The organism is Methylobacterium variabile (assembly GCF_001043975.1).
Taxonomy (GTDB): Bacteria; Pseudomonadota; Alphaproteobacteria; order Rhizobiales; family Beijerinckiaceae; genus Methylobacterium; species Methylobacterium variabile.
In genome coordinates, this window is sequence record NZ_LABY01000200.1 from 1 (window position 1) to 21,371 (window position 21,371).

General features: G+C 64.9%; 15 protein-coding genes and 2 pseudogenes. 11 read left to right on the forward strand and 6 right to left on the reverse strand.

Going from position 1 to position 21,371, the window contains the following annotated elements:
- Window positions 1–1,122, reverse strand: a 1,122-nt coding sequence (gene tnpC / locus VQ02_RS26145; protein WP_048447172.1) for an IS66 family transposase, incomplete at its 3' end; no start/stop codon positions are given.
- A gap of 389 nt (window positions 1,123–1,511) precedes the next feature.
- Here tnpC and VQ02_RS26150 point away from each other — a divergent pair.
- Window positions 1,512–2,781 (forward strand): annotated as a pseudogene (locus VQ02_RS26150) (IS256 family transposase).
- 33 nt (window positions 2,782–2,814) lie between these two features.
- On the opposite strand, the pseudogene VQ02_RS26155 reads toward VQ02_RS26150, so the two are convergent.
- From VQ02_RS26155 to VQ02_RS26165, 3 genes and pseudogenes are all read right to left on the reverse strand, one after another.
- A pseudogene (locus tag VQ02_RS26155) lies at window positions 2,815–3,251 on the reverse strand (transposase); the annotation flags it as partial.
- Window positions 3,252–3,275: 24 nt separating this feature from the next.
- Window positions 3,276–3,767, reverse strand: a complete 492-nt coding sequence (locus VQ02_RS26160; protein WP_048447174.1) for a hypothetical protein — start codon at window positions 3,765–3,767, stop codon at window positions 3,276–3,278.
- 139 nt (window positions 3,768–3,906) lie between these two features.
- Entirely contained in the window at window positions 3,907–5,496 is a 1,590-nt protein-coding gene (locus VQ02_RS26165; protein ID WP_048447175.1) for a Fic family protein, read from the reverse strand.
- A 651-nt stretch (window positions 5,497–6,147) separates the two neighbouring features.
- Here VQ02_RS26165 and VQ02_RS26170 point away from each other — a divergent pair.
- The 9 genes from VQ02_RS26170 (at window position 6,148) to VQ02_RS40100 (ending at window position 18,449) form a co-directional block, all read left to right on the forward strand.
- Window positions 6,148–8,310 carry an AAA family ATPase gene (locus VQ02_RS26170; RefSeq protein WP_048447176.1) on the forward strand — a complete coding sequence of 721 codons (2,163 nt, stop codon included), beginning with the start codon at window positions 6,148–6,150 and terminating at the stop codon, window positions 8,308–8,310.
- Window positions 8,310–8,504: a hypothetical protein gene (locus tag VQ02_RS26175; RefSeq protein WP_048447177.1), complete on the forward strand. Its 195-nt coding sequence runs from the start codon at window positions 8,310–8,312 to the stop codon at window positions 8,502–8,504. Before VQ02_RS26170 ends, VQ02_RS26175 begins: the two co-directional genes overlap by 1 nt.
- A gap of 644 nt (window positions 8,505–9,148) precedes the next feature.
- Window positions 9,149–9,469: a helix-turn-helix domain-containing protein gene (locus tag VQ02_RS26180; RefSeq protein ID WP_048447178.1), complete on the forward strand. Its 321-nt coding sequence runs from the start codon at window positions 9,149–9,151 to the stop codon at window positions 9,467–9,469.
- A gap of 363 nt (window positions 9,470–9,832) precedes the next feature.
- Window positions 9,833–10,438, forward strand: coding sequence for a hypothetical protein (locus VQ02_RS26185; protein WP_157080824.1), 606 nt, complete (start codon window positions 9,833–9,835; stop codon window positions 10,436–10,438).
- A gap of 703 nt (window positions 10,439–11,141) precedes the next feature.
- Window positions 11,142–11,942: a hypothetical protein gene (locus tag VQ02_RS26190; RefSeq protein WP_157080825.1), complete on the forward strand. Its 801-nt coding sequence runs from the start codon at window positions 11,142–11,144 to the stop codon at window positions 11,940–11,942.
- Window positions 11,942–14,308, forward strand: a complete 2,367-nt coding sequence (locus tag VQ02_RS26195) for a Mu transposase C-terminal domain-containing protein (RefSeq protein WP_048447180.1) — start codon at window positions 11,942–11,944, stop codon at window positions 14,306–14,308. The genes VQ02_RS26190 and VQ02_RS26195 overlap by 1 nt, the downstream gene beginning before the upstream one ends.
- Before the next feature lies 1 nt (window position 14,309).
- The gene (locus tag VQ02_RS34905) at window positions 14,310–15,491 is read left to right on the forward strand and encodes an ATP-binding protein (RefSeq protein WP_053080550.1); all 1,182 of its coding nucleotides are present in this window, start codon (window positions 14,310–14,312) and stop codon (window positions 15,489–15,491) included.
- On the forward strand, window positions 15,488–17,332 hold the full coding sequence (locus VQ02_RS26205) for a TniQ family protein (protein ID WP_048447181.1): 1,845 nt from the start codon (window positions 15,488–15,490) through the stop codon (window positions 17,330–17,332). Before VQ02_RS34905 ends, VQ02_RS26205 begins: the two co-directional genes overlap by 4 nt.
- A gap of 451 nt (window positions 17,333–17,783) precedes the next feature.
- A complete protein-coding gene (locus VQ02_RS40100) occupies window positions 17,784–18,449 on the forward strand; it encodes an ImmA/IrrE family metallo-endopeptidase (RefSeq protein ID WP_083469468.1) in 666 nt (221 codons plus the stop codon).
- Between the two features lie 161 nt (window positions 18,450–18,610).
- On the opposite strand, the gene VQ02_RS26210 is transcribed toward VQ02_RS40100, so the two are convergent.
- Both VQ02_RS26210 and VQ02_RS26215 read right to left on the reverse strand, forming a co-directional pair.
- Entirely contained in the window at window positions 18,611–19,276 is a 666-nt protein-coding gene (locus VQ02_RS26210; RefSeq protein WP_048447182.1) for a hypothetical protein, read from the reverse strand.
- Window positions 19,277–19,446: 170 nt separating this feature from the next.
- Window positions 19,447–20,154 carry a L,D-transpeptidase gene (locus VQ02_RS26215; RefSeq protein WP_048447183.1) on the reverse strand — a complete coding sequence of 236 codons (708 nt, stop codon included), beginning with the start codon at window positions 20,152–20,154 and terminating at the stop codon, window positions 19,447–19,449.
- A gap of 272 nt (window positions 20,155–20,426) precedes the next feature.
- Between VQ02_RS26215 and VQ02_RS26220 the strand changes: the two genes are divergently transcribed.
- The coding region (locus tag VQ02_RS26220) for an MFS transporter (RefSeq protein ID WP_048447186.1) at window positions 20,427–21,371 on the forward strand (945 nt) is incomplete at its 3' end.

The window sequence follows — 21,371 nt, forward strand, 5'->3', positions numbered from 1 at the left end:
CCAGTCGCCGACTCTACTGACCGCCACGCGGCCGGGATGGTTGAGGAAGACCAGGAGCTGGTCGCGAGCTCGCCCGATCTTGGCTTGCAGAGCGCGGGTCAGATCGCAACGGCTCGGGGCGGACAGGATCTCCGTCAGCCGCCGCTCCAGCGCCCGGCGCTTGGCCGAGAGCGTCGCGGCCGCCAAGTCGGTGACCCGCTCGGCCAAGCTGAACACCGACCCGAGCCACAGCTGCAGGCGCAACGGCACGGGGTCGTCGCTCACCTCGACCGCGTAGGCGACGTCCCGCGCCAGGTGCGCCAGGCAGGTCTGGTGGCGCTCGCCGTGCCCCTGCTGGGCGGTGTAGCGGTCCGACAGCCACACCGCGGGCCGGTGCCCGTCCATCATCGCGTGTACCACCGCGGCGGCTCGGGTCGGAGCGGCGTGATGCACCACCGCCGCGTCCGAGTGGAAGACCCAATGATACGAGTTGCTGCCTTCGATGCGCACCCCGGTCTCGTCCGAGGCCACCACCGCGGCCCGGCGCAGGGCCGAGACCGCCGCCTCGCGACCGGCGCGGAACTGCCCTTGGGCCCGCCGCAGCAGGTTCATCAGCCCGCCCTGGCTGAGAGTGAGCCCGAACAGGTCGGCCAGCGCGGCCTGCAGCCGCTCGTAGGAGAGAGCCTGGAAGGTCTTCAGATACACCGCCACCGCGTGCAGGCGCGGGCCGAACGGCGTGCCGCGTGCGGCCTGCGGCACTGGAGCGACGACGCGGCTGCCACATGACGGGCAGCGCACCGCGAGCCGCTGATGCTGGGTGACGAGCGGTGCTACCGCGGGCAAGTCGATCTGCTCGCACACGCTGACGATCTCGGCCGGGAGGTCGGCCGCCACGGCGCCGCCGCAGCAGGGGCACTGACCTGGGCGGTGGGCGATGACCTCGTCGGGATCGGGCCTGAGCGTGCGGCTGTGGCCCTCATGACCCGGCTTGGCGCCGCCAGGCTTGGCCTGCTCGCGCCGCTCCTTGCGGTCAGTGGAGGGTGGCTTGGAGGAGGTGCGCGAGGTCTTCTCCGGGCGCTGCAAGCGCAGCACCAGCTCGATCAGCTCCTGTTTGCTCAGGCGTTCCAGCTCGCTGCGGCCCATCTCACGAAGGAATCAGCGAAATTGCCTGCCGGCAAGGGGCCTCGCGAGCGCCCCATATCGGCCCCTCGCTGGCGTCACGCCGCGACCAAGCACACCCCCCTGGGTAATTACCACCCATGATGGCCAGCGGTGATGACCGCATGACAGGCCGGACATAAGGGCGCACCTGACTGGCTTTCAGATATCACGCATGTTTGCCAGCGCATCTTCAATCTATGTAGGAGGCATCTGGCGACATCTAAATCATCAGGGATGACGTTGTAAGCCCACAACGTTGCGCTCGCAGCGAATGCGACTGCTTGTCTCTTTTGAGAACGGATGTCGTCCTGCTTGTTCGGCAAGCGGTGCAATTTGATGTTGTGAACAATGGTCCGTCCACATAATACGCCATGAACAGCCCTACCAACATCGCGCGGCTTCGTCAGCCGGATGAGATCGACGATTCCCTGACCGAGGTGCTGCGCGCCGGCGCCCGCCGCCTGCTCGCCCAGGCGGTCGAGATCGAGGCTGAGGCCTTTCCTCACCGCCATGCAGGATCTGCGGCTGCCGGACGGACGCGCGCGCCTGGTGCGCCACGGGCACGGGCCGGAACGCGAGATCCAGACCGGCATCGGCCCGGTGCCGGTGGCCCGGGTGCGCATCCGTGACCGCGGCGCGACGAGCCCCGCGGAGCGGATCCGCTTCTCCTCCAACCTCCTGCCGAAGTGGGCGCGGCGCACGCGCAGCCTGGATGCCGTGCTGCCGGTCCTCTACCTGCGCGGGATCTCCACTGGCGACTTCCAGGAGGCGCTGGCCGCCCTTCTGGGTCGTGACGCCCCGAACCTGTCGCCGGCCGTCATTGCCCGGCTGACGGCAACCTGGGCGGACGAATATGCCCGCTGGCAGGGCCGCGACTTCTCGGCCCGCCGCTACGTCTACATCTGGGCCAACGGCGTCTACCTGCAGGCCCGGATGGAGGAGCAGGCCGAGTGCATGCTCGTGCTGATCGGGGCAACGCCCGAGGGCAGGAAGGAACTCGTCGGCTTCCAGGTGGGTGTGCGGGAGAGCGCTCAGAGCTGGCGTGAGCTGCTCGTCGGCGTGAAGCGGCGCGGGCTGGCGATCGCGCCCGAGATCGCGGTGGGCGACGGCGCGCTCGGGTTCTGGCGGGCGTTGGATGAGGTCTTCCCCGGCACGGCTCACCAGCGCTGCTGGGTCCACAAGACCGCCAATGTCCTCGACAAGGTGCCGAAGTCCGTCCAGCTGGCGATGAAGGCGGATCTGCGCGAGATCCACGGCGCGCCGACCCGCGCTGTCGCCGAGGTGGCACTGGCCGTCTTCGTCGAGAAGTACGCGGCCAAGTACGCGCGAGCCGCCGGCTGCCTGACCAAGGACCGGGAGGCGCTGCTGGCGTTCTACGACTTCCCGGCCGAGCATTGGGACCACCTGCGCAGCTCGAACACGATCGAGAGCGTGTTCGCCACGGTGCGGCATCGGACCGTGCGGACCAAGGGCGCACTCTCGTCCACGACCGCTAAGCTGATGGTGTTCAAGCTCGTGATGGCGGCGTCGAAAACCTGGCGCCGGCTGAAGGGCGAAAACCAGTTGCCCAAGGTCGTGGCCGGCGTCATCTTCCGCGACGGGACCGAGGTCACCGCGAGCCCAGATCACCGCGCCGCCTGACCACATCCGTCACCCAAAATCCCGCATAGCTCCTCGGCTCTTGGCCAGATCGCAGATGCGCATCCGCAGCGGTGCCTGATCGGGCGTGGTCGAGCGGTAGCGGATGCTCGACCGGCCGACGCCGAGCGCGACGCAGCCGCGCCGCTCACTCACCCCGTGCGCCTCCTGAACCTGACGCACGAGCTCGCGTCGCCGAGCAGGCGTAAGAGCTTGTTTGCCAGCACGTCCTGCAGGATGTGCTTGTCGAGGCTCAGATCGGCCACGAGCTGCTTGAGCTTGCGGTTCTCCTCCTCCAGCTGCTTCAGGCGCCGCAGCTCGCCCGTGCCGAGGCCGCCGTAGAGCTTCTTCCAGCTGTAGAACGTCTGCTCGGAGATGCCCATCCGGCGCAGCACCTCGGCAACCGCCGTTCCCGTCTCGGCCTGCTTCAGCGCGAAGGCGATCTGCTCCTCGGTGAACCTGCTCTTCTTCACGGCTCCGCTCCTCCCGTCAGAGGCTCACAAAACCGGAAAACTCGCACTCACGCCGGACCAAAGCGATGGGAGGACGTCACTGAAGATGATCCCGTCGGCCGACCAGATCATTCGACGGATGACGCACCCGACCGCTCCCGGCAGGCGCCCGTCGGACGCACGCGTGCTGACCGATCTGCCGGATGGAACGGACGAGCCGGCAGCGACGGGAAGCAGTTGGACGCCATGAAGCGGCACCGGCAGGAAGCTGGCGGTCCCAAAGTCCGGCCCGAAGCAGAACGGCTCGGCGCAAGGTCGCCTCCGGTATCGATTACGCCATGCCGCAACGAGGCGCTCAGCCCGCTCGACGCCGGTGACCGGAGCAACGCGCGGCACGTCGCCGTCGCCAAGTACACGCGGGAGCTCGCCGCCGAGCGCCGACTGCAGGCGGTCCGCGGTCACGTAGCCGATGCCGGCGAAGGCGGGATCCTCCGCGAGGTACCGGACGATCGCGGGCTGCGTCCGATCAACCGTCATCAAGGTTCGTACCCTCGCACCGGGATCGATGAATTGACGCGATCGCCGGCGCTCTGGTGCCGCCAGACGGGTACGCAGGACGGGAGCCTCGCGCCAGTGCCGGCCGCCCCCGCGGGAGCAGCGGGGCCAGCGCTTCGCCTCAGGGCCTATAGCCCGTCCCTTTTTCCTCCCGCATGCTCGGTTCCTCGCCCGGCGCGCGTTTCCGTGGCGGCGGCGGCTCACGGAGGATGAGTTCCGAAACGAGACCGGCGAACGGGCGCACGTCGTGCTCAAGGCTCGCGGCATCCAGCGAGCGCATGTACCGCGCCCGTTCGTCGACCGGGACGATGGTCCACGGATACCCGCCGGATGCGAGTTGCGTATTCATGATGAACCGGCCGATCCGCCCGTTCCCATCAGGGAGCGGGTGGATGTAGGTGAAGATGAAGTGACCCAGAATTGCACGGACCCGCGGGTCGGCCTCCGCATCGAAGCAGTCGAAGTAGGCGTCCATCGCGTCCTGAACGGATGCATGCGCCACCGGGACGTAACGCGAGCCGTCGAGATAGATGAAGTGGCCGCGATAGCCGGCGAGTCGCTCGGACAGGAATAGGCCGGCAGCGACCGAGGGCTGGAACATCGCCCTGAACCACGTCATGTGCCTGTCTTGGACGATCCGAGCGGCATCCTCGCCCGCCAGGATGTCCGCTACCGCCCTGCGGACGAGCTTGAAGCACTCCGCATAGCCCTTCGCCGCCAGGGCGTTGCGCTGGTCGCGGTCGGCGTCCGAGTTCTCGGGCTTCCACTCGCCGCGCCTGATCTTCTCGATCAACTCCGGCGTGACCTGGTAGCCCTCTATGGATAGCGAGTGGTAGGCATCGGCAACGTAGCGCTCGTCGACGTCATCGATGTAGCGCCCGGCATCTTCGACCTGCCGTGGCTCCTCGGCGAAGGCCTCCAGCACGCTCGGCCGAAGCGAGGCCCAGAGCGCGGTCACGCGCGCCGCCACCGGCGATACGCGCCGTCGGAACGAGAGACCCGCCGGCACCCCCTGGAGCGGATTCTCGCGTTCCGACACGCGGTGTCCGCCGGCGGTCATCGCCCCGACGATCTCGTCCGCCACCCCCGTTCTGCCTATGGATCTGAAGGCCGCGGCCAAGCGGCCCGCGACGACCGAGTGCCCGCCCGCGAGAAGCGGCGCGACCACCTCGGACGCCGAGCCGAGCGAGGCCAAGGCGGCCAGGGCGACGGACTGTTCCTGCTCGAAGAAGGCTGGCGCCGCCCTCACGAGCGCTTCGCCCAGGGGCATGACGCGCATCCCGTTTCTCACCTCCGAGGGAGGTAGGTTGGCCCGCATGGTGAACAGCGAAGTCTTGAACGGGAAGTCCTGGGACCGGTTGTTCGCACCGGGACTGATGATCACGACTTGCCGTGGCACAGTGTACTCGCCGGCATGGAGTCGCAACGACGTCTGAGCATCGGCGACCCACCGACCGTCGAAGCGCTCGTCGCAATACATGGACAGGAAGAGCCAGAAATTCGCGTAGTACGGGGTGCTGTCGCCGGCGCGCGCGTTCGGGTCCGCGACCATGAGCCACCCGGGCATGATCTGCCGGAGGTAGCCATGCTCGACCAAGCGTTCCTGGTCGGTACGCGACAGGGCCGACGAGCGAAGTACGCACACCCTGTCCGCGCCTGCCGCGCGGAGGCTCTCCAGGGAGGCGGCGATCTTCTCGTTCAAGGTGGGCATCGCAGGCTACCACGTGCGCTGTGCGTTCAAACTTATCATCCACTGCGCCACGAAATTTATCAAGCGATGCGTCGTCATTTTTATCATCTGATGCGACACTGAATCTATCATCCTTTGCTGCACCGTTCCTATCCTCTCGTGTGACACGTGCTCAGCACGTCCCGGCGGCAAGCCTACGAAAAAGGTCGCTTACGTGCCTGCACCTTGGCATACCGGGGCCGCCAGACCGACCACTCCGTACAGATGACAACCGTCGGCGTCCGAGTGGCTATTCCGGTGGCTTGTTCGAAGGTCCGCTGCTGGCAGCATAGTCCAAGAAACTCAGGATGCGATCGGAGTTGCGCCCCGCACGAGGCTTGTCAGAGGCAACTTCGCTCTTGAACCATCTGGGATGGGGCGGTGGCTGGGGCGGAATGTTTGCCGCGCAAACCAGGGCATGTAGGCCTTGAAGGTGTGGACAAGCCAAGCCATCCCCTACCCCTTGTTCTCTTTTCGTTCTAGGAATGCATATCGCCTACGAAGCAGGCGATCTCCTGAAGCCGATGCCTGCCGAGCGCTCCCGTACTGACGAGCCAGCCGCGTCGCCGCCCCCCCATCCAGCACCGACGCAGACGGCCAGCCCTCCCGTGGCTCGGCCGCGGGAGATATCGCATGCTCGCTCCATCGCCTCTGCTCCCATCCATGGATCCGCATCCGCACGAAGGCGCATTCTCCGACCGACTCCCACGCGCATTCCTGCAACAGCTCGCCCAGGACGAACGCAAGCGCCTCAAGGCTGGCCAACGCTCCGGCGCGTACGGCTTCGGTAACGATCCTCTTCTCGACGAGAACGACGCCGTCGAGCAGATCGTCGTTCAGGACGAGGCCAACCGACCCGAGGCCGCACACGTGCCCGTTCCAGCGGATCTCGCCGCGGTGGCAGTGATGCTCGCCCGCGCCATCGAGGCAGAACCCGGTCTCGTGCGTCGGCTGCGCCGGGAGGCGCCCGTCGTCACGCTCGCGACGCACGTGGCCGATCTTGTCGAGCCTGTCCGCATCGTCGCGGAGAAGTGCCTGTTCCGGCCCGACGCGCAGGTCGTAGAGCTCTCGACGGGGAGAACCCGCGACCTCACACACAAAAACGCCGCCCTTTTCGTCTGCGACGGGGTCGGCCGCGACGCTCGGCCCGAGAAGGGCAACGAGGTGATCGGCACCGCATTGCATGTGCGGGTTCCGATCGTCGGCATCGCTCCGGATCCGAAACGTCAGCTGCCGCGCGACCTCACGCGCTCCGCCGAGCACCGGATCGCGCTGCCGAGCCTGGATCAGACCGGACTCGCACTCGTTGTCGAAGCCGTGGTCGGTAGCCGGCCATCGCGGGGGATCGATCAGGATCTGCTGCGCATGATCGACATCGCCGATCTGCCCGTCGCACTCCGGAGGGCGACTTCCCCCGAGGGATGCATAGAAGCGCTGGAGCGAATCGTTGCTGCCAAGGCTGAATATCTCGGCGAAGGACCTGCGCTGGAGGAGCTCGACGGCTATGGCGAGGCCAAAACCTGGGGTCTTGCCGCTGCAGCCGACTTGCAAGCCTTCCGGAACGGTCGGTTGGGCTGGGCCGAGTTCGACCACCGCGGACTCCTCCTGAGTGGCCCGCCAGGAGTAGGAAAGACTTCCTTTGCCAAAGCCTTGGCGAAGAGCGCACGCGTGCCGCTGGTGGCGACCTCGGTCGCCGAGTGGAACAGTGCCGACTACCTGTCGGGCACGCTCCAGGCGATCCGCAAGATCTTCGCGCAGGCGAAGGCGCAGGCCCCCTGCATACTGTTCATCGACGAGCTCGACGGCATCTCCGACCGCGGGCAGATCCGGGGGGAGTACGTGCAGTACTGGACCCAGATCGTGAACCTGTTCCTCGAGCTGCTCGCCGGCGTGGAGGAGAGGCCCGGCGTGGTGGTGGTGGCTGCCACGAACCACCCGGAGAAGATCGATCCCGCCGTGAAGCGCGCTGGCCGCCTCGATAGGGAGATCGCGATCGCGAAGCCGGACACGACCGCCCTCGCCCAGATCTTCCGTCACCATCTCGGTCGCGGGATCCTGCCGGACGCACCGATGGTGCCGCTGGCGCTGGCGGCGCGCGGCATGACGGGCGCGGACGTAGAAGCCTTCGTACGGCGGGCCAAGGGAAAGGCCCGACGCCACGATCGGGCGTTGACTTCGGATGACCTGCTGGCCGAAATCCGGCAGGGGCGCTGTCCACTCCCGGTCGGCATACGGCGCCGGGTCGCGATCCACGAAGCCGGGCACGCGGTCGTAAGCCACGCTCTCGGCTTCGGCACCCTCCTGAACCTTTCCTTGCACGATGATGGCGGGCGGGTCTGTATCGAAGTCGCGACGGACGGAGCCGCGACGCTGGCGGATCTGGAAATGGCGATGACGTCGCTCGTGGCCGGCCGGATCGCCGAGGAGATCGAACTCGGAGCCGGCTCGATCGGCGCGGGTTTCGGTCCGGACTCGGATCTCGCCATAGCGACCAGGATCGCGCGCGACATCGAGCTGAGCTATGGCCTCGGGCAGTTCGGGAACGTGTGCTTGGACTCGGCCGCCACCGACATGTTCTTGATCAGCGGTTTGCTGCCGTCCGTTGCCGAGCGTTTGCGGATCGCGAGCGATCGGGCGCGGAGCATCCTTATGGAATACAGGAAGGCACTGCAGGCTGTCGCGCACCTGCTCGAGGAAAGCGGCTACCTCTCGCGCGACGAGCTCGACCGAGCGTTGGATGCGAGGATGGGTCCGGAAACCGACAGATGTTTTGCAGGCCGCGAGGAGGTGCGGTGATGTTCGCACCGGCACCCGACGTCCCGGACATGGGCGACCTGCAGCCGCTTTCCGACGCGATCGATGAGCTGTGCGAGATCCTCCACGGCGATCGCGAAGCTGTCATCGAAGGACTGGCCGAAATCGTGCGGAGACGAGCGGAATTCGAGGATCTCAGGACGCTATCGATCGATCGCCGGAGCACCTATCGGTAGGTGTGAGTCGTCCAGACGACTGAACGATAAAGCGAGATCTCGCCGCGAGTTCGAGAGACTCCAATCGCGGCGGGAGTGGCCTCAGGAGGGGGTTCTGGCCCTCGTCCGCCAAAAACGCATGCTCCCAGCTGCTGACCTGCTGGTTCCGGCGTCCGTCAGAAAATTACTACAGACAACTTATTTCTTGTCGCGAGGCAACACAACGGGAGAAACTTGCACCCTAGGTGGAGACTTCTTCTGAGACGTGTCCGTCGGGAGCTTCCGTCCCCTGATTTTTTGAACAACGTCGATCGTGCTAACCGAGGAGGGGCGCTCTGCAGCACCCGGCCCGGTCTTGCCAGCGCGCTTACCCCTGGTTTCGACCACGACGGTCCTCTGCCTAACGCTCTGTGGGAGTTCGGCAGGCTCCTCCTGCGGAGGCTCGTCACCAGGTGTCGACTTGAATGGCATGTGCGCGGCCCGTCCGACCTTGCTCGTGGAGTACTCGTCCAACTCCTATCGGAAGGGGCTGTACAGGGTGTTACCGTTCCTTCGATTGCTGCGTTTCGACGCGTAGGAAGGTACGGAAAAGCAATGGGTGCCGACGATGCAAATTCGGATCGGAGCCGCAGCGTATGCAGCATCCTGAAGGATGGGTCGTTTCGATGACGCCTGCCGAGTTCAAGGCGACGCTGCGCAGGCTTGGCCGAACTCAGATCGGCTTCGCTTCTGAGATCGGCGTCTCCCGCCGCACCATCCATCTTTGGGCCGAGCGGGGCCCTCCGGCCTACGCGGTTTATCTGCTTGGGCTGATCGAGCGGTACGGCGTGCGAGCCGCGCAGGAGGCTTCGACCAAGCCGATCCTCGGAGACGCTGCCGCCGTCTTGGACGATATGTACGCGCGGGCTGCGTCAGAGGGTGTCGGTACGGATTTCGTAGGCGTGGTCGAGCATTGGCTCAGAATCCATAGCGGAACCAATATTTAGCCGGCATGACTGCTCATCCGCGCCATTAAGGCTCGTACTTGGTGTGGATAAGGGTGCGGACCTGCATCTGATCCTAATTCGATGATTCTAAAACTGAATTCTTCGGATGTGTCCAGGGAAGAGGTTTTGGCGATGCCCGTTATCCACCATGCCTAGCCGGCGAACGCAATCAAGGGCGGTTGAAAAAGGGGCATTTTTAGCCCCTTCTATCGCTGCGAGCCGACGAGAGAAAGTTTGGCCGCTCCCCTGGGTCCGCGAACGAGACCTTGCAGGAAGGTAAGACATGACACGTTCAACATCCGTATAGAAAGACGGTGGCGTTGCGCTTTCCGTCCATGCGGAAACATTCCAGGACGCAAGGCAATGCTGCAGATCGCATCGAAGGCTCCGCCGCCGGCCGGTAGTTGCTTGGCCGACGCGCGTTATCCGGGATTTCGAGGCGGCGTGTGCCGATCCCCGATCCGCTATCGGCATCGATGGCATCGCGATCTTCTCATCCAGGCTGCTCTCGATCCCGAGATCGATGCGATGGAGCCTGCTGGGATGGACGTTCCCGGTTGCGTCGCGTTCGTCGTTCGCCAGGACTTCCGCCGAGTTCTCGTCGTCGGCGTCCACGACAACTCGTTCAGCCCGGAGATCCTGGCCCAGCAGCCAGCCGTGCTCGTCCTCCGGGCGACCGTCCTGATGGAGCCGTTTCTCAGCGCCGCCCGCGCAGTCTGGGCTACTCGGCATTGTCCTATCGCCGCCAGCGACCGCGTCAGGATCCTGGCTCGCCTCGATCAAGTCCCGGTGGCTGAGCTGCACGATCTGGCTGCTCTCGTCAGAGCGCCCGTCGATGGCGTCGACACCGTCCTTGGCATGGCGTGCTCGGGAGAGCTTTCGATTACCCTTTCCGACGGGATCTGCCCGCAGACGAAGGTACGGAGGCGGCGGCCCTTGCCGGCTGTGGAGGTGGGTTCCAGCCTCTGAAAGGATGGCGCGACTCCGCGGTTGTCCACAGAAACCAGGCGAGCCGCCGAACGCCATGCCGATTCCCACTTGTCTCGGAAAACCGAGCCTGGCTGATTGATCGACGCGGTTGCTCGTCGTCACTCCTTGGGTAGGGAGTGCGTCCTCAGGGACTCGAGCGACAGTCGGGGATTGCCACCCCTCGGCGATACGCAGTCGCACCTCCGCCCTCGCGGTGTTGCGGCCGGTGACCGACTACCTGCGTAGCCAGACGGCCGCGCCCCGGTCCGGATCAGGGCTCTTAAATCTCAATCTGCATTCATCGCCTCACGAGCCAGTGTATCTGCATTGATACGCTGTGCGCGCGAGCTACGAAAACTTGTCTGTTTTTGGAGAGCGTGATGACGATCTAGAAAACGAATGGGGGCGCGGTGTCGCCACCGCACCCCTTCAGAAGGAAAGCTGCCGCCTCACGGCCTTGGAACCTCGGCTGCAGCTTCACACACCAGCAGGATCCTACGGATCCGATGGCCCACCCGACCTCGACCCTGACCGGTAGAGGAAGGCGGAGTCGTGCCGTCAAGCACGATTCGAAGGTGTCATCGCCCAAGGGATCCTGCAAGGCCCGCGGCCGCCCTGGTCGGCCGCTGTCCACAGCCGCGATCGTCGGCAGCGTCCGCGCGCCAACAGTCGCCCCATCCATCAACAGCCCGATCCCGGGCCGGTGGACCTCGCGTTCCCGGTCGATGGGACGGCTTTGCCGAAGTCGACCCGATCCATGGATCTCGAAACCTCGATTGCGAACCTGCCGGCGTACATGCCGGCTTTCGCGCCGGCCTTCTGGGACGATCCCGACCCGAGCGACGGATTTCGCCGTCCCTCCGTCCGTTCTCGCGGCTCGGCCCGTGCCTCTCTGGCCGTCGGCCCCGGAGACGTCTTCCGCATCCTGCACGTCGAAAGCGGCCTCGAATACAATTGGGCGGTCGTCATCGACGGCCTGATGAACCCGCAGTACTTGGTCGAACAGCCGGAGACCGTGCAGTTCTACGACTTCGACGGAACGCTCCGTGAGCACACCTTCGACTTCTTCCTGCTGACGAGCGCTGCACGGCGGATCTACATCCAAGTCAAGCCGCTGGAGATCGTCGAACGGCATCTCTGGGAACCGACCATGGAGCTGATCGCATCGCAGCTGTCGGCGGACGACGTCGACGAGGTTCTGCTGCTGACCGACGCGGAGTTGCACCCCGACACCATCGCGAACGCGAAGCTGCTACGCCACGCGCGCCGTTGCCCCGCGCTCGAAGCGGAGAACGTCGTCCTCGACCTCGCGGAGAACGCCTCCGGGTTCGTCACGATCGGTGACCTGGTTGCATCGAGCGGTCTGGATGGAATCGCCTTCGTCGCCGCCCTGCGCCTGGTCGACCGCGGCCATCTCGTCGTCCTAGACGAAGGCCGCATCGGATACGGAAGCCGTGTCCGCGTGGCGGAACCCGCTCCCGGCGAGGCGGAGGCCGACGTCTGATGGCCGCCCGCAATCCGCTCGCGAAGATCACCCGGATCGATTCCGATGCCAGGATCCACGGATTCGGGGACATCTGGCGCCTGAGGAAATCGACGCCGAAGGGTCATTGGCTCTCGCAGGTGTACGATCCTGCGTCGAAAATGTTCGTCTCCCACCTCGAGTTCAACACGGAGGCGCAGCGGGCGGACTTCGTCTACGAGCCCGGTTTCTTCCGCGTCGACTGCGTCCTCGAGCGCAGCAGGAAGCATCATCTCTCGATCGCGCATCTGCCCAAGCAGGACCAAGCCGACGTCGTCTTCAAGGTCAACTGGATCCGAGAATTCTACAAGCTGTACAGAGATGGCACGGTCGATCGAAGCACGAAGGGCTTCGACCTGGCCGTCGAACTCATCGCCGCCAACTTCGGGCTCGCCAAACCCCGCATCAACTGGAACGTCGACGATCCTAATCCGCCACCCAAGAAGCGTGGATGCCGGAACAACGTCAACGCCATTCCGAGCGGATCCTCGCTGCGGCGCTGGATCGAGCGGCTCGAGGAGTGCGACTGGGACCTGACCGAACTCCGGGACGGCAGGCACAACTCCGGCAATACCAAGGGCTGGTTCTCGGACGAGACCTACGATCTGCTGGACAAGTTCGCTCACAAGTTCGCCAGCGCTAAACGCCCCACCCGGTGGGAGATCTACGGGCGCTTCGAGATCGCGTTCAGATGGCAGAACAGGCGGTTCAAGCGCGAGGGGCGCGAGCCCGACCGCAAGCCGAGCTTTTCCCGCTTCTGCCTGGAGGTCGCGAAACTCGATCGCTTCGAGGTCGATCTTGCGCGCCTCGGGCGCGACAAGGCCCACCGCAAATGGAAGATTCTCGGCATCGGGCAAGACGTCACGAACGCGCTCGAACGCGTCGAGATGGACTTCTACAAGGTCGATCTGCACGTCGTCTTCGCCGATACGAAGGTCTGGCAAAGCCTGTCGCCGCGGCTGCGCGAGAAGATCGAGCGCGGCTCCTGGTACCTCTGCGTCGCGCTCGATGTCGCGACGCGATGCGTCCTCGCGATGAAGCTGACGCAGCGGGAGGACGCGAGGGTCGCGCTCGAAACGCTGCGCATGATCTATCACGACAAGAGCAGCATCGGCCGTGCCGCCGGTGCTCTCACGCTCTGGGATCAGCACGGGCCGCCTTGGGAGCTGGCGACCGATCAGGGGGCGGCGTTCGTCGATGCCTTCTTCCAGAGCCGCGCCCTGTCGCTGCTCATGGACGTCTTCAATCCCCCCGCGGCGCAGCCGCAGCTCCGCGCCTTCATCGAACGGTTCTTCAGAACGGTGAAGGAGAATCTTCTGAGCCGCTTCGAGGGCAATACCGGCGGAAGCGTTGCGGCACTCGGCGACTACCCAGCCCAGCTGCGGGCCGTGCTGACGGTCGACCAGTTTGCCGATCTGCTCGTGCGCTGGTGCGTCGACATTTACCACAACAGGCGGCATGCGGGCTTAGGCGGCGAGACGCCCCGCGACGCATGGCTCCGCCTCACGAAGCTACTGCCGCCGAGACCGGCACCGGATCGCGAACGGGTGCGGATCAGCTTCGGGATCGACCTGACCAGAACGACGCGGAGGACAGGCGTCCGCGTTCTGGGCCTGGATTACAGCTCGGAGCAATTCCAGGCCCGGTGCCGCAAGCAGGGCGATGCCGAGGTCGAGGTCAAGCTCGATCCCTACAACCTGGGCGCGGTCTCCGTCCGCTTCGATCCGGGGAGCACGGACTGGATGACCGTCCCGTGCCGGACCAGGTTCATGGAGGGGCGCCGTCTCCGCGACTGGCTTTCGGCTTCGGAGGATCTCGCGCGCCGGTTCGATGATGTCGCGCAGATGAGGTGGCCGATCGTCCTCGCGGCGATCGAAGCGATCGAACGTACCCACAAGGATGCCGTCGGGATCGCGCAGATCGGCGACGAGCAGTACGACAGCGATGCGATCGCGTTCCACGAGCGCAAGCTCAGGCTCGGCTTCGCGGTTCCGCCGACCGACGATGGGATCGAACCCGGATCGACGCCGGGCGGAGCAGCGGCATCCGTCGCCCGTACGGGCACGCTGCCGACGAGCTTCGCGCTGCCGGGCAGCCGCAGCTTCGCCGCCGGCGCTCCGCGCGCGACCAGCCGCGTGCACCGGCCTGAACCCCATTCCCCGATCCGGGCGACGCCCGCGGCCGAAGCTCCGGTCTCCGACCGGGCGGCCGCTCCGCCCGTGCAGCCCTGCGGTCCGAACGACCAGACGCCCGGCGAGGACGCCGTACCTCAGCCCGCGCGTCGTTCGGATGCAACCGAGCCCGCCCGGCCGCGCCGGAGGCAGTCCACCTGGAAACTGGAGAAGTAGCATGCTTACCGACGAAAAAGCCCCGGCCGGCGACCGCCGCGCCCCGATGTCCCCTGCCCTGCGCCGCGACCTGATGTCCGGCGTGCGCCGTCAATTCCTGACGACCAGCTCCTTCGAGCATCTATCGATGCAGTTCGACAGGATGCTCGAGCTCCTCGACCCGTCGATCGGCGGGCTCGACGAACCGTCGCCCGACGAGAAGGGCGGCGACATCGCAGCAGGGTGCGTGGGTCCGCTCGCCGCCGACATCGACGTGCAGCCGGTCGACGACATCGACGACGACGCCCTCATGCCGGAGGGCCGAATCCTGGTTCTGACCGGTGAGACCGGTGCTGGCAAGTCGCGTGCGCTCAAGCGACTCTTCCGGAAACGCCACAACGAGCTCGGGGGTCGGCTCCTTTCGATCACCGCACCGTCGCCCTGCACCCTGATGCAGCTGGGGCGTACGCTTCTTCCGGAGTTGGGCTACCCGATCCAGCTCGACAGGAAAGAGCACCTGATCTGGGAGGAGGTCAGGCGCCGCCTCAAAACGGAGGACAAGCGGGTGCTGCACATCGACGAGATGCAGCACGTCACGCAGACCGCGAACGTCGACCAGCAGGAGCGCATCCTCAACACCATCAAGAGCCTGGTGCAGCGTCGCCGCGATCCGATGATCCTCATCCTCTCCGGCACCTGCGACTTGGCGGACTTCCTGCGTACCGACGGGCAGGTGATGAGGAGATGCAGGTTCGTCGAGTTCGGTCGCCTGACGCTTCCCTCGGCAGCCGATCCCATCGCGGAGACGATCGAGAACCTCGTGTCCTTCACGCCTTTGAAGATCGAGCCCGAGGTCGCCGACGATCTGGCCGGCCGGCTCGTGCACGCGGCGAACTTCGCGCTGGGCGTCGCAATCGAGCTGATCTGCGAGGCGATCGAGGAGGCGCTGCGCTTCGGAGACACGCGCCTCCTCCCCGACCACTTCGCGACCGTGTTCTGGTTGCGCACCGGTTGCCCGAATACCATGAACCCGTTCCGGGTCCAGAACTGGTCCGACACGGATCCCATGCAGGTCCTGGATCGCCCGCGCACCGACGCCGATCCGCAGAAGCCGGCTCCGAAGCCGCGCAAGCCGCCGAAACCGCGCAAGGCGGCGACGCCGAAGCAGGGACGGGGCGGCAGGAAGGCCGGAGACTCGAAATGAGACTTCCTTCGGCACGGCTTCGCCCGTCGCTGCCGCATCTGGCGGGGGAGGCTCCGGCCTCCTTCGTCTCGCGGCTGGCACAGCTCCATCTCGGCCGGAACGCGAGCGCCCCGTTCTTCTGTGCGGACATGGGGCTCAATTTCAGGGGCATCGTCGACGGAGACCACGATGCCTTGGGTGCCCTCGCGGGTCTCGCGGGTGCCGATCCGGATCGTCTCGCGGCAGATGCCCTCCGCCGCGTACCGGACGGCCAGACGTTCAGAACAGAGCTCTTTCCCGGCAGGCACCTTCTCAGGACGGCTCTACGCGTGTGCCCGGCCTGCCTTCTCGAGGATTGCGGCCAGGCGTCGAGGCCCGAAACCGCTGCCTACGGGCGGGCAGTCTGGTCGATCATGGCGATCAGGACTTGCCGCGAACACGGCATGGGATTGGTCGAGCTCGAGCATCAGGAGACGTCGCGCAACCACGACTTCGCGAGGCTTCTGAAGCCACACCTGCCGGATCTCGGAGCGCTTTCCGAGAGGGCCACCCGCCGTACCGCCTCGGGCCTGGAAACCTACGTGCTCGACCGCCTCGACGACGGACGCGGAAACATTCCCTGGTTGGACACGCTGCCTCTGCATGTCGGCATCGGGGTTTGCGAGACCATCGGCGCCGTAGCACGCTTCGGCCGCGACGTTCGTTTCAACGCCCTCTCGGACGACGACTGGTGCGCAGCCGGAACGACGGGTGTCGCGATCGCGGAACAGGGCGAGGTCGGCATCCGCGAGTTCATGGACGGGCTCGTCCGCTCCTATCCCTACACCCGCGGCGCGACCGAGGGACCGCAGGCTGTTCTCGGGCGGTGGTTCAAGGTTCTGTGTTTCGAGAAGCTGCACCCCGACTTCGACGTGGTCCGGAATCTGGTCGCGGATTTCATCGTCGAGAGGATGCCGTTCGGTCCGGGAGACACGATCTTCGGAAAGCCGGTCGAGCGCCGCGTCCTGCACTCCGTGCACACGGCGTCTCAGGAGTTGCGGATACATCCTAAACGTCTGCGCAAGATCCTCCAGGCGACCGACATCCTGACGAAGGAGCAGGCTGAGCTCCCGAACGGTAGCGTATTGTTCGACGCCGTCGCCGCATCTTCGACCCTCGCGGACGCCGCCGACGGCTTGTTCATGACGGAGGTCGAGGAGTACCTCGGCGCCGGCCGCGTCCAGACGAAGCTGCTCGTCGACGGCAGGTTCATCAAGCCCATGTTCCCGAAGCGGCCGGAACTCGATCACCTGTTCAGGCGCCGCGACCTCGACGCGTTCCTGACGCGCCTGTTCGCCGATGCCGTTCCTGTCGCAGAGCCCGACGAGGACATGGTCGACGTTCAGAGAGCGGTGAAAAAGGTTTGCTGCAGCACCGTCGAGATCCTCGATCTCGTCCTCGGGCGCAAGCTCGCCTGGGTCGGTCGACGGAGCGACGCTCACGGCTTCTCGGCTCTGCTCGTACGGGTGTCCGAGGTTCGTGTCCGGACGCGGGGCTCCATGGACGGCTTTACGACAGCCCGAGCGGTCGAGAAGGTGATGCGCACGAGTTCCGCGGTCGTCCGCAAGCTCATCGATCTGGGCTTTCTCGAGACGACGACGATCGTCAGTCCTTTGAACCGGTGCCCCGTGAACGTGATCAGGGAAGCCAACCTCGAGGCATTCCGGGCGGAGCACGTCACCCTGTTCGAAGCGATGGCGACGACGGGAGTTCACTTCCGGCAACTCCAGAAGCGACTGACCGAACTCGGCATCGAGCCACGGATCCGGCGCGAGGAGGTAGGGGCCGCGTTCTATCGACGATCGGACCTGGCGCGCATCTGAAGCGCTCGCGTGAACGAGCTTCCGAGCCCCCGCAGAGAAATCTGCGGGGGCTTTTTCGTCGCTTCAATCGTGCTTCTTGCGGCGTACCGGCGATTCAATGGTGGGCCTGCAGAGCATCTTATTGTGCCGGAATGAGCATCTTTCGTTGTTCCTCTGAACCGAGAGACAAAATAGATACGCATAATCAATGGCTTAGTAGCTACGTAGATTCCATGTTTTGCCTGAATCTACAGCGGTGGGATCTGATAGATATATTAGGCCGAGAAGCGAAGAGACGATATCTCTTGAGGCCGAAAAATGTCGTCAGCTTTCCACCGCCGCACTCTCATACGATTTTAATGTTGCCGATTTTATAGAGGAATATCTTCAATCCAAGCTCTGGCGAGGCTATTTCGACATAGAATTTTTTAACCGCCGGAATGACAACGAAGATCCAGCTTTTGTCAAGTATATGCCGCTGGAGCTACATTTTGATAGAGGTATATGGCAATCGGCGAAATACAATATCCCATTTGCGCGATACATAGCTGCACATGAAGTTGGACATATATGGCTTCATGATAAATTTGATCTAGCCTATTCAGTTGGAAAAGAGAACCAACTCAAATATGCAGATGATATACATTCGGCGGAGTGGCAAGCCAATACATTTGCGCATCATTTTCTGATACCAAATCACGTAGTCGACAAAATGATAACTGAAGACGATATTATTAGTTTCTGCAAAGTTGAACCACAGGTCGCAAGCAAGCGATATCACGATCGAATTATATTGGGCTCTCAAAGCATTTTTGCCGGAGGTCTACAATGCAGGAGTTGTTTCCGACATGATGTTTATCTTACAGTGTCGGGCGTCAAGTGCATCTTTTGTAAGGCAGATGCCCCTTTTGCTCCAGGCCTGATCAAGCGTGCGGATCCGGACTTAACCATTAATAGCTCGCATAGAGAGGGTATCGAGCCTGCGAACCCGGTAAACGAATGTTCGAAAGCGTTGCATACTGGTGAACCCTGTCCCAGATGCGCAAACTTCTCATTGCTCCGTGAGAAAGGTCAATTTAGATGTAACTCTTGTCAATACAAAGAGGGCATAAATCAGCAATATAAGTTAGATATATAATTATCATATATTTATTTAAAAATTGGTGAGCAGTCAGACGGCAAAGAGACGCTTCATTGAGCTGCTCGGATACGAAGAGCTGATCACCCGCGGTGTCCGTTCACGTAAGCAGGCAGATCGGCGTCAGGCCCGCGACGTCGTCCAACCGTCCGGCGAGCATCTCACACGAAACCCTCGTCCACGAGGCGGGCGCCGGCGGACGTGATCTCGTGGCGCTGCCCCGAGCCTCCGACGACCCGGCACCAGCTTTCCGCGACAAGCGTCGCGTCGACGCCGTCGCGTCTCAGATGGTAGGAGAAGCCCCCGTACATGCCCGGGATGGCGAACCAGACCGGCTCTGTCTCTTGCGGCATCTCAAGCAGCGGTGCGAGCGGCGGCAGCCGGAGGCCGGCCTGTCCGACCAGGCGCTCGGCCCGTCCCCGGATCACGTCGTGGAAGTGCGACTGGATCACCAGGAGAATGCCAGCGGGAACGCGTCGCGCCAGTGTCGGGCGCAGGATGTCGCGAGCGCGCCGATGCCCGCACCGCTCGGCGATGTCGATCGGGCGCTCGCCGCGTGCGGTCTCCAGCATACGCCATGCGCCGAGCTGAACGAGTTCCTCGCAGACGCTCGCCGGCGCGTCGCCGTGAGCCGCCTGATGCAGAGGCGCAAAGAACGAGGCCCCGCCCGGACGCGTCGTATTGACCAGGTCGCGATGGTCGCGAAGAACCGTCAATACGGCCGCCCAATCGTACGATTTCGTTGCATCGGCCAGCCGGTGGCGCAACGATCGGGCGTTCTCGTTCAGGACGCTGCCGTCGGTGATGCCCTCCCAGATGATGCCCATGCGTCCGCCTCCGCGAGTGGCCGGCCACGGAGGCTTCGATCCCCACAGGCCTGGTGTCGGCGCTGGAGGAACAAGGCCGTCGAGGTCACATGCATGGTCGACGGGCGAGCGTAGGCAGTCCCGTCAGCCCGGTGGCTTCACTGCCTGCGCAACAGGTCGGCGCGCCTGCCCTACGCCGGCAACACCACCACCTTTGTCTTCACCGGCGTGCGCTCGTACAGATGGATCATGTCCTGGCTCAGTAGGCCGACGCAGCCGCTGGTGATGCCCGACCCGATCGATTCGGGGTCGCTGCTGGCGTAGATCGTGTAGAGCGTGTAGGCGCCGTTCTGGTAGAGATGCAGGGTGCGGGCACCGAGCGGGTTGTCGAGGCCGCCGGGCATGCCGCCGGCCCATTTGGCGGCCTCGGGCTGGCGCTTGATCATCTCCCGAGGCGGAGTCCAGGTCGCCCACTCGCTCTTGCGCCCGACATAGGCGTCGCCGCTCCAGCGGAACCCGTCGCGGCCGACATTGGCGCCGTAGCGCGTGGCGGTTCCGCCCTCCTCGATTCGGTAGACGTAGTAATTGGCCGGATCGACGATGATCGTACCGGGCGCCTCCTTGGAGGCGTATTGCACCGTCCGGCGATAGTATTTCGGATTGACCTTGCTGACATCGGTCGCCGGGATCGGGAATTTCTCCGTCGGCACCGGGCCGTAGAGCGCCGAGGCCTCGGCGAGGCTCAGGCCGTCGGAGGTCGCGCAGCCGGCGAGGCCGAGCCCGCCGAGGCTCGCGGCACCGAGCAGGAACGACCGGCGATGAAGAAGCCCCGGCCGATGTCCGAGCAAGGCTCCGTCGTTTTCCTCGCCGGCAGCGGCGATCCCATGCTCCGAGATCATGATTCTGGACTTCCCGTGCCCTGTCGTCCGACGAGAGACGTCTCCGGCATTCATCCCCGAACCGTCTCAGCCGAGCGGAACCTGCCTTCATATGGCTCAGCTGGCAAGCTCGGATGGTCCGCCCCATCTCCGATCGGACCCGCTTGCCGCGAGCCGTCCGGCCGGCCCGAACGCGCCACGCGGGAGAATAATCCCGGCAACCTCGAAACTTTCTCCCGCCCGGCTGGTTCTCGGCTCCGGATCGGCCGATCCTTCCTCAGGGAGACGTCACGGTGAGCACGGCAACTTCCTCTCCTGCCTCTGCGTCGGCCGTGCCGGACAGGCAGCCCTCCACCCGCGCCCTGCGGGGGCTCGACGCGCTCAACTTCACCCTGGCGGACGTGCGCGACGGCCTGGGGCCCTACCTCGCCATCTACCTCATCGCGGTGCGCGGCCCCGACCAGGGCTGGAACGAGGCCACCACCGGCATGATCATGACGATCGCCGGCATCGCCGGCCTCGTCGCCCAGACCCCCGCCGGCGCCCTCATCGACCGCTCGCGGCACAAGCGGGCGATCGTCATCGCGGCGGCGCTCGCCGTCACCCTGAGCTGCCTGGCGCTGCCGTTCATCACCAACTTCTACGCCGTCGCCGCCACCCAGTCCCTCGCCGGCATCGCGGGCGCGATCTTCCCGCCGGCGCTTGCCGCCATCACCCTCGGTGTGGTGGGACCAAAACTCTTCTCCCGGCGCATCGGCCGCAACGAGGGCTTCAACCACGCCGGCAACGCCGTCTCGGCGGCGCTCGCCGGGGGGCTCGCCTACCTGTTCGGGCCGATCGTGGTGTTCTGGCTCATGGGCGTGCTCGCCGCCCTCTCCATCGCCGCCATGCTGATGGTGCCGGCGCAGGCCATCGACGACGACCTCGCCCGCGGCCTCGACTGCGCCGAGGACGAATCCTGCGAGCAGCCCTCCGGCCTCGCGGCGCTGCTGCAGAACAAGTACCTGATGCTGTTCGCCCTGCTCGCGGCGATCTTCCATCTCTCCAACGCCGCGATGCTGACCTCGGTCGGCCAGCTCCTCACCCACCTCTCGGGCAAGGAGAACGCCACCTCGCTGATCGCGATCTGCATCGTGGCGGCGCAGTGCGTGATGGTGCCGGTGGCGATGTTCGTCGGCGCCAAGGCCGACGCGATCGGGAGGAAGCCGATCTTCCTCGCCGCCTTCGGGGTGCTGGCC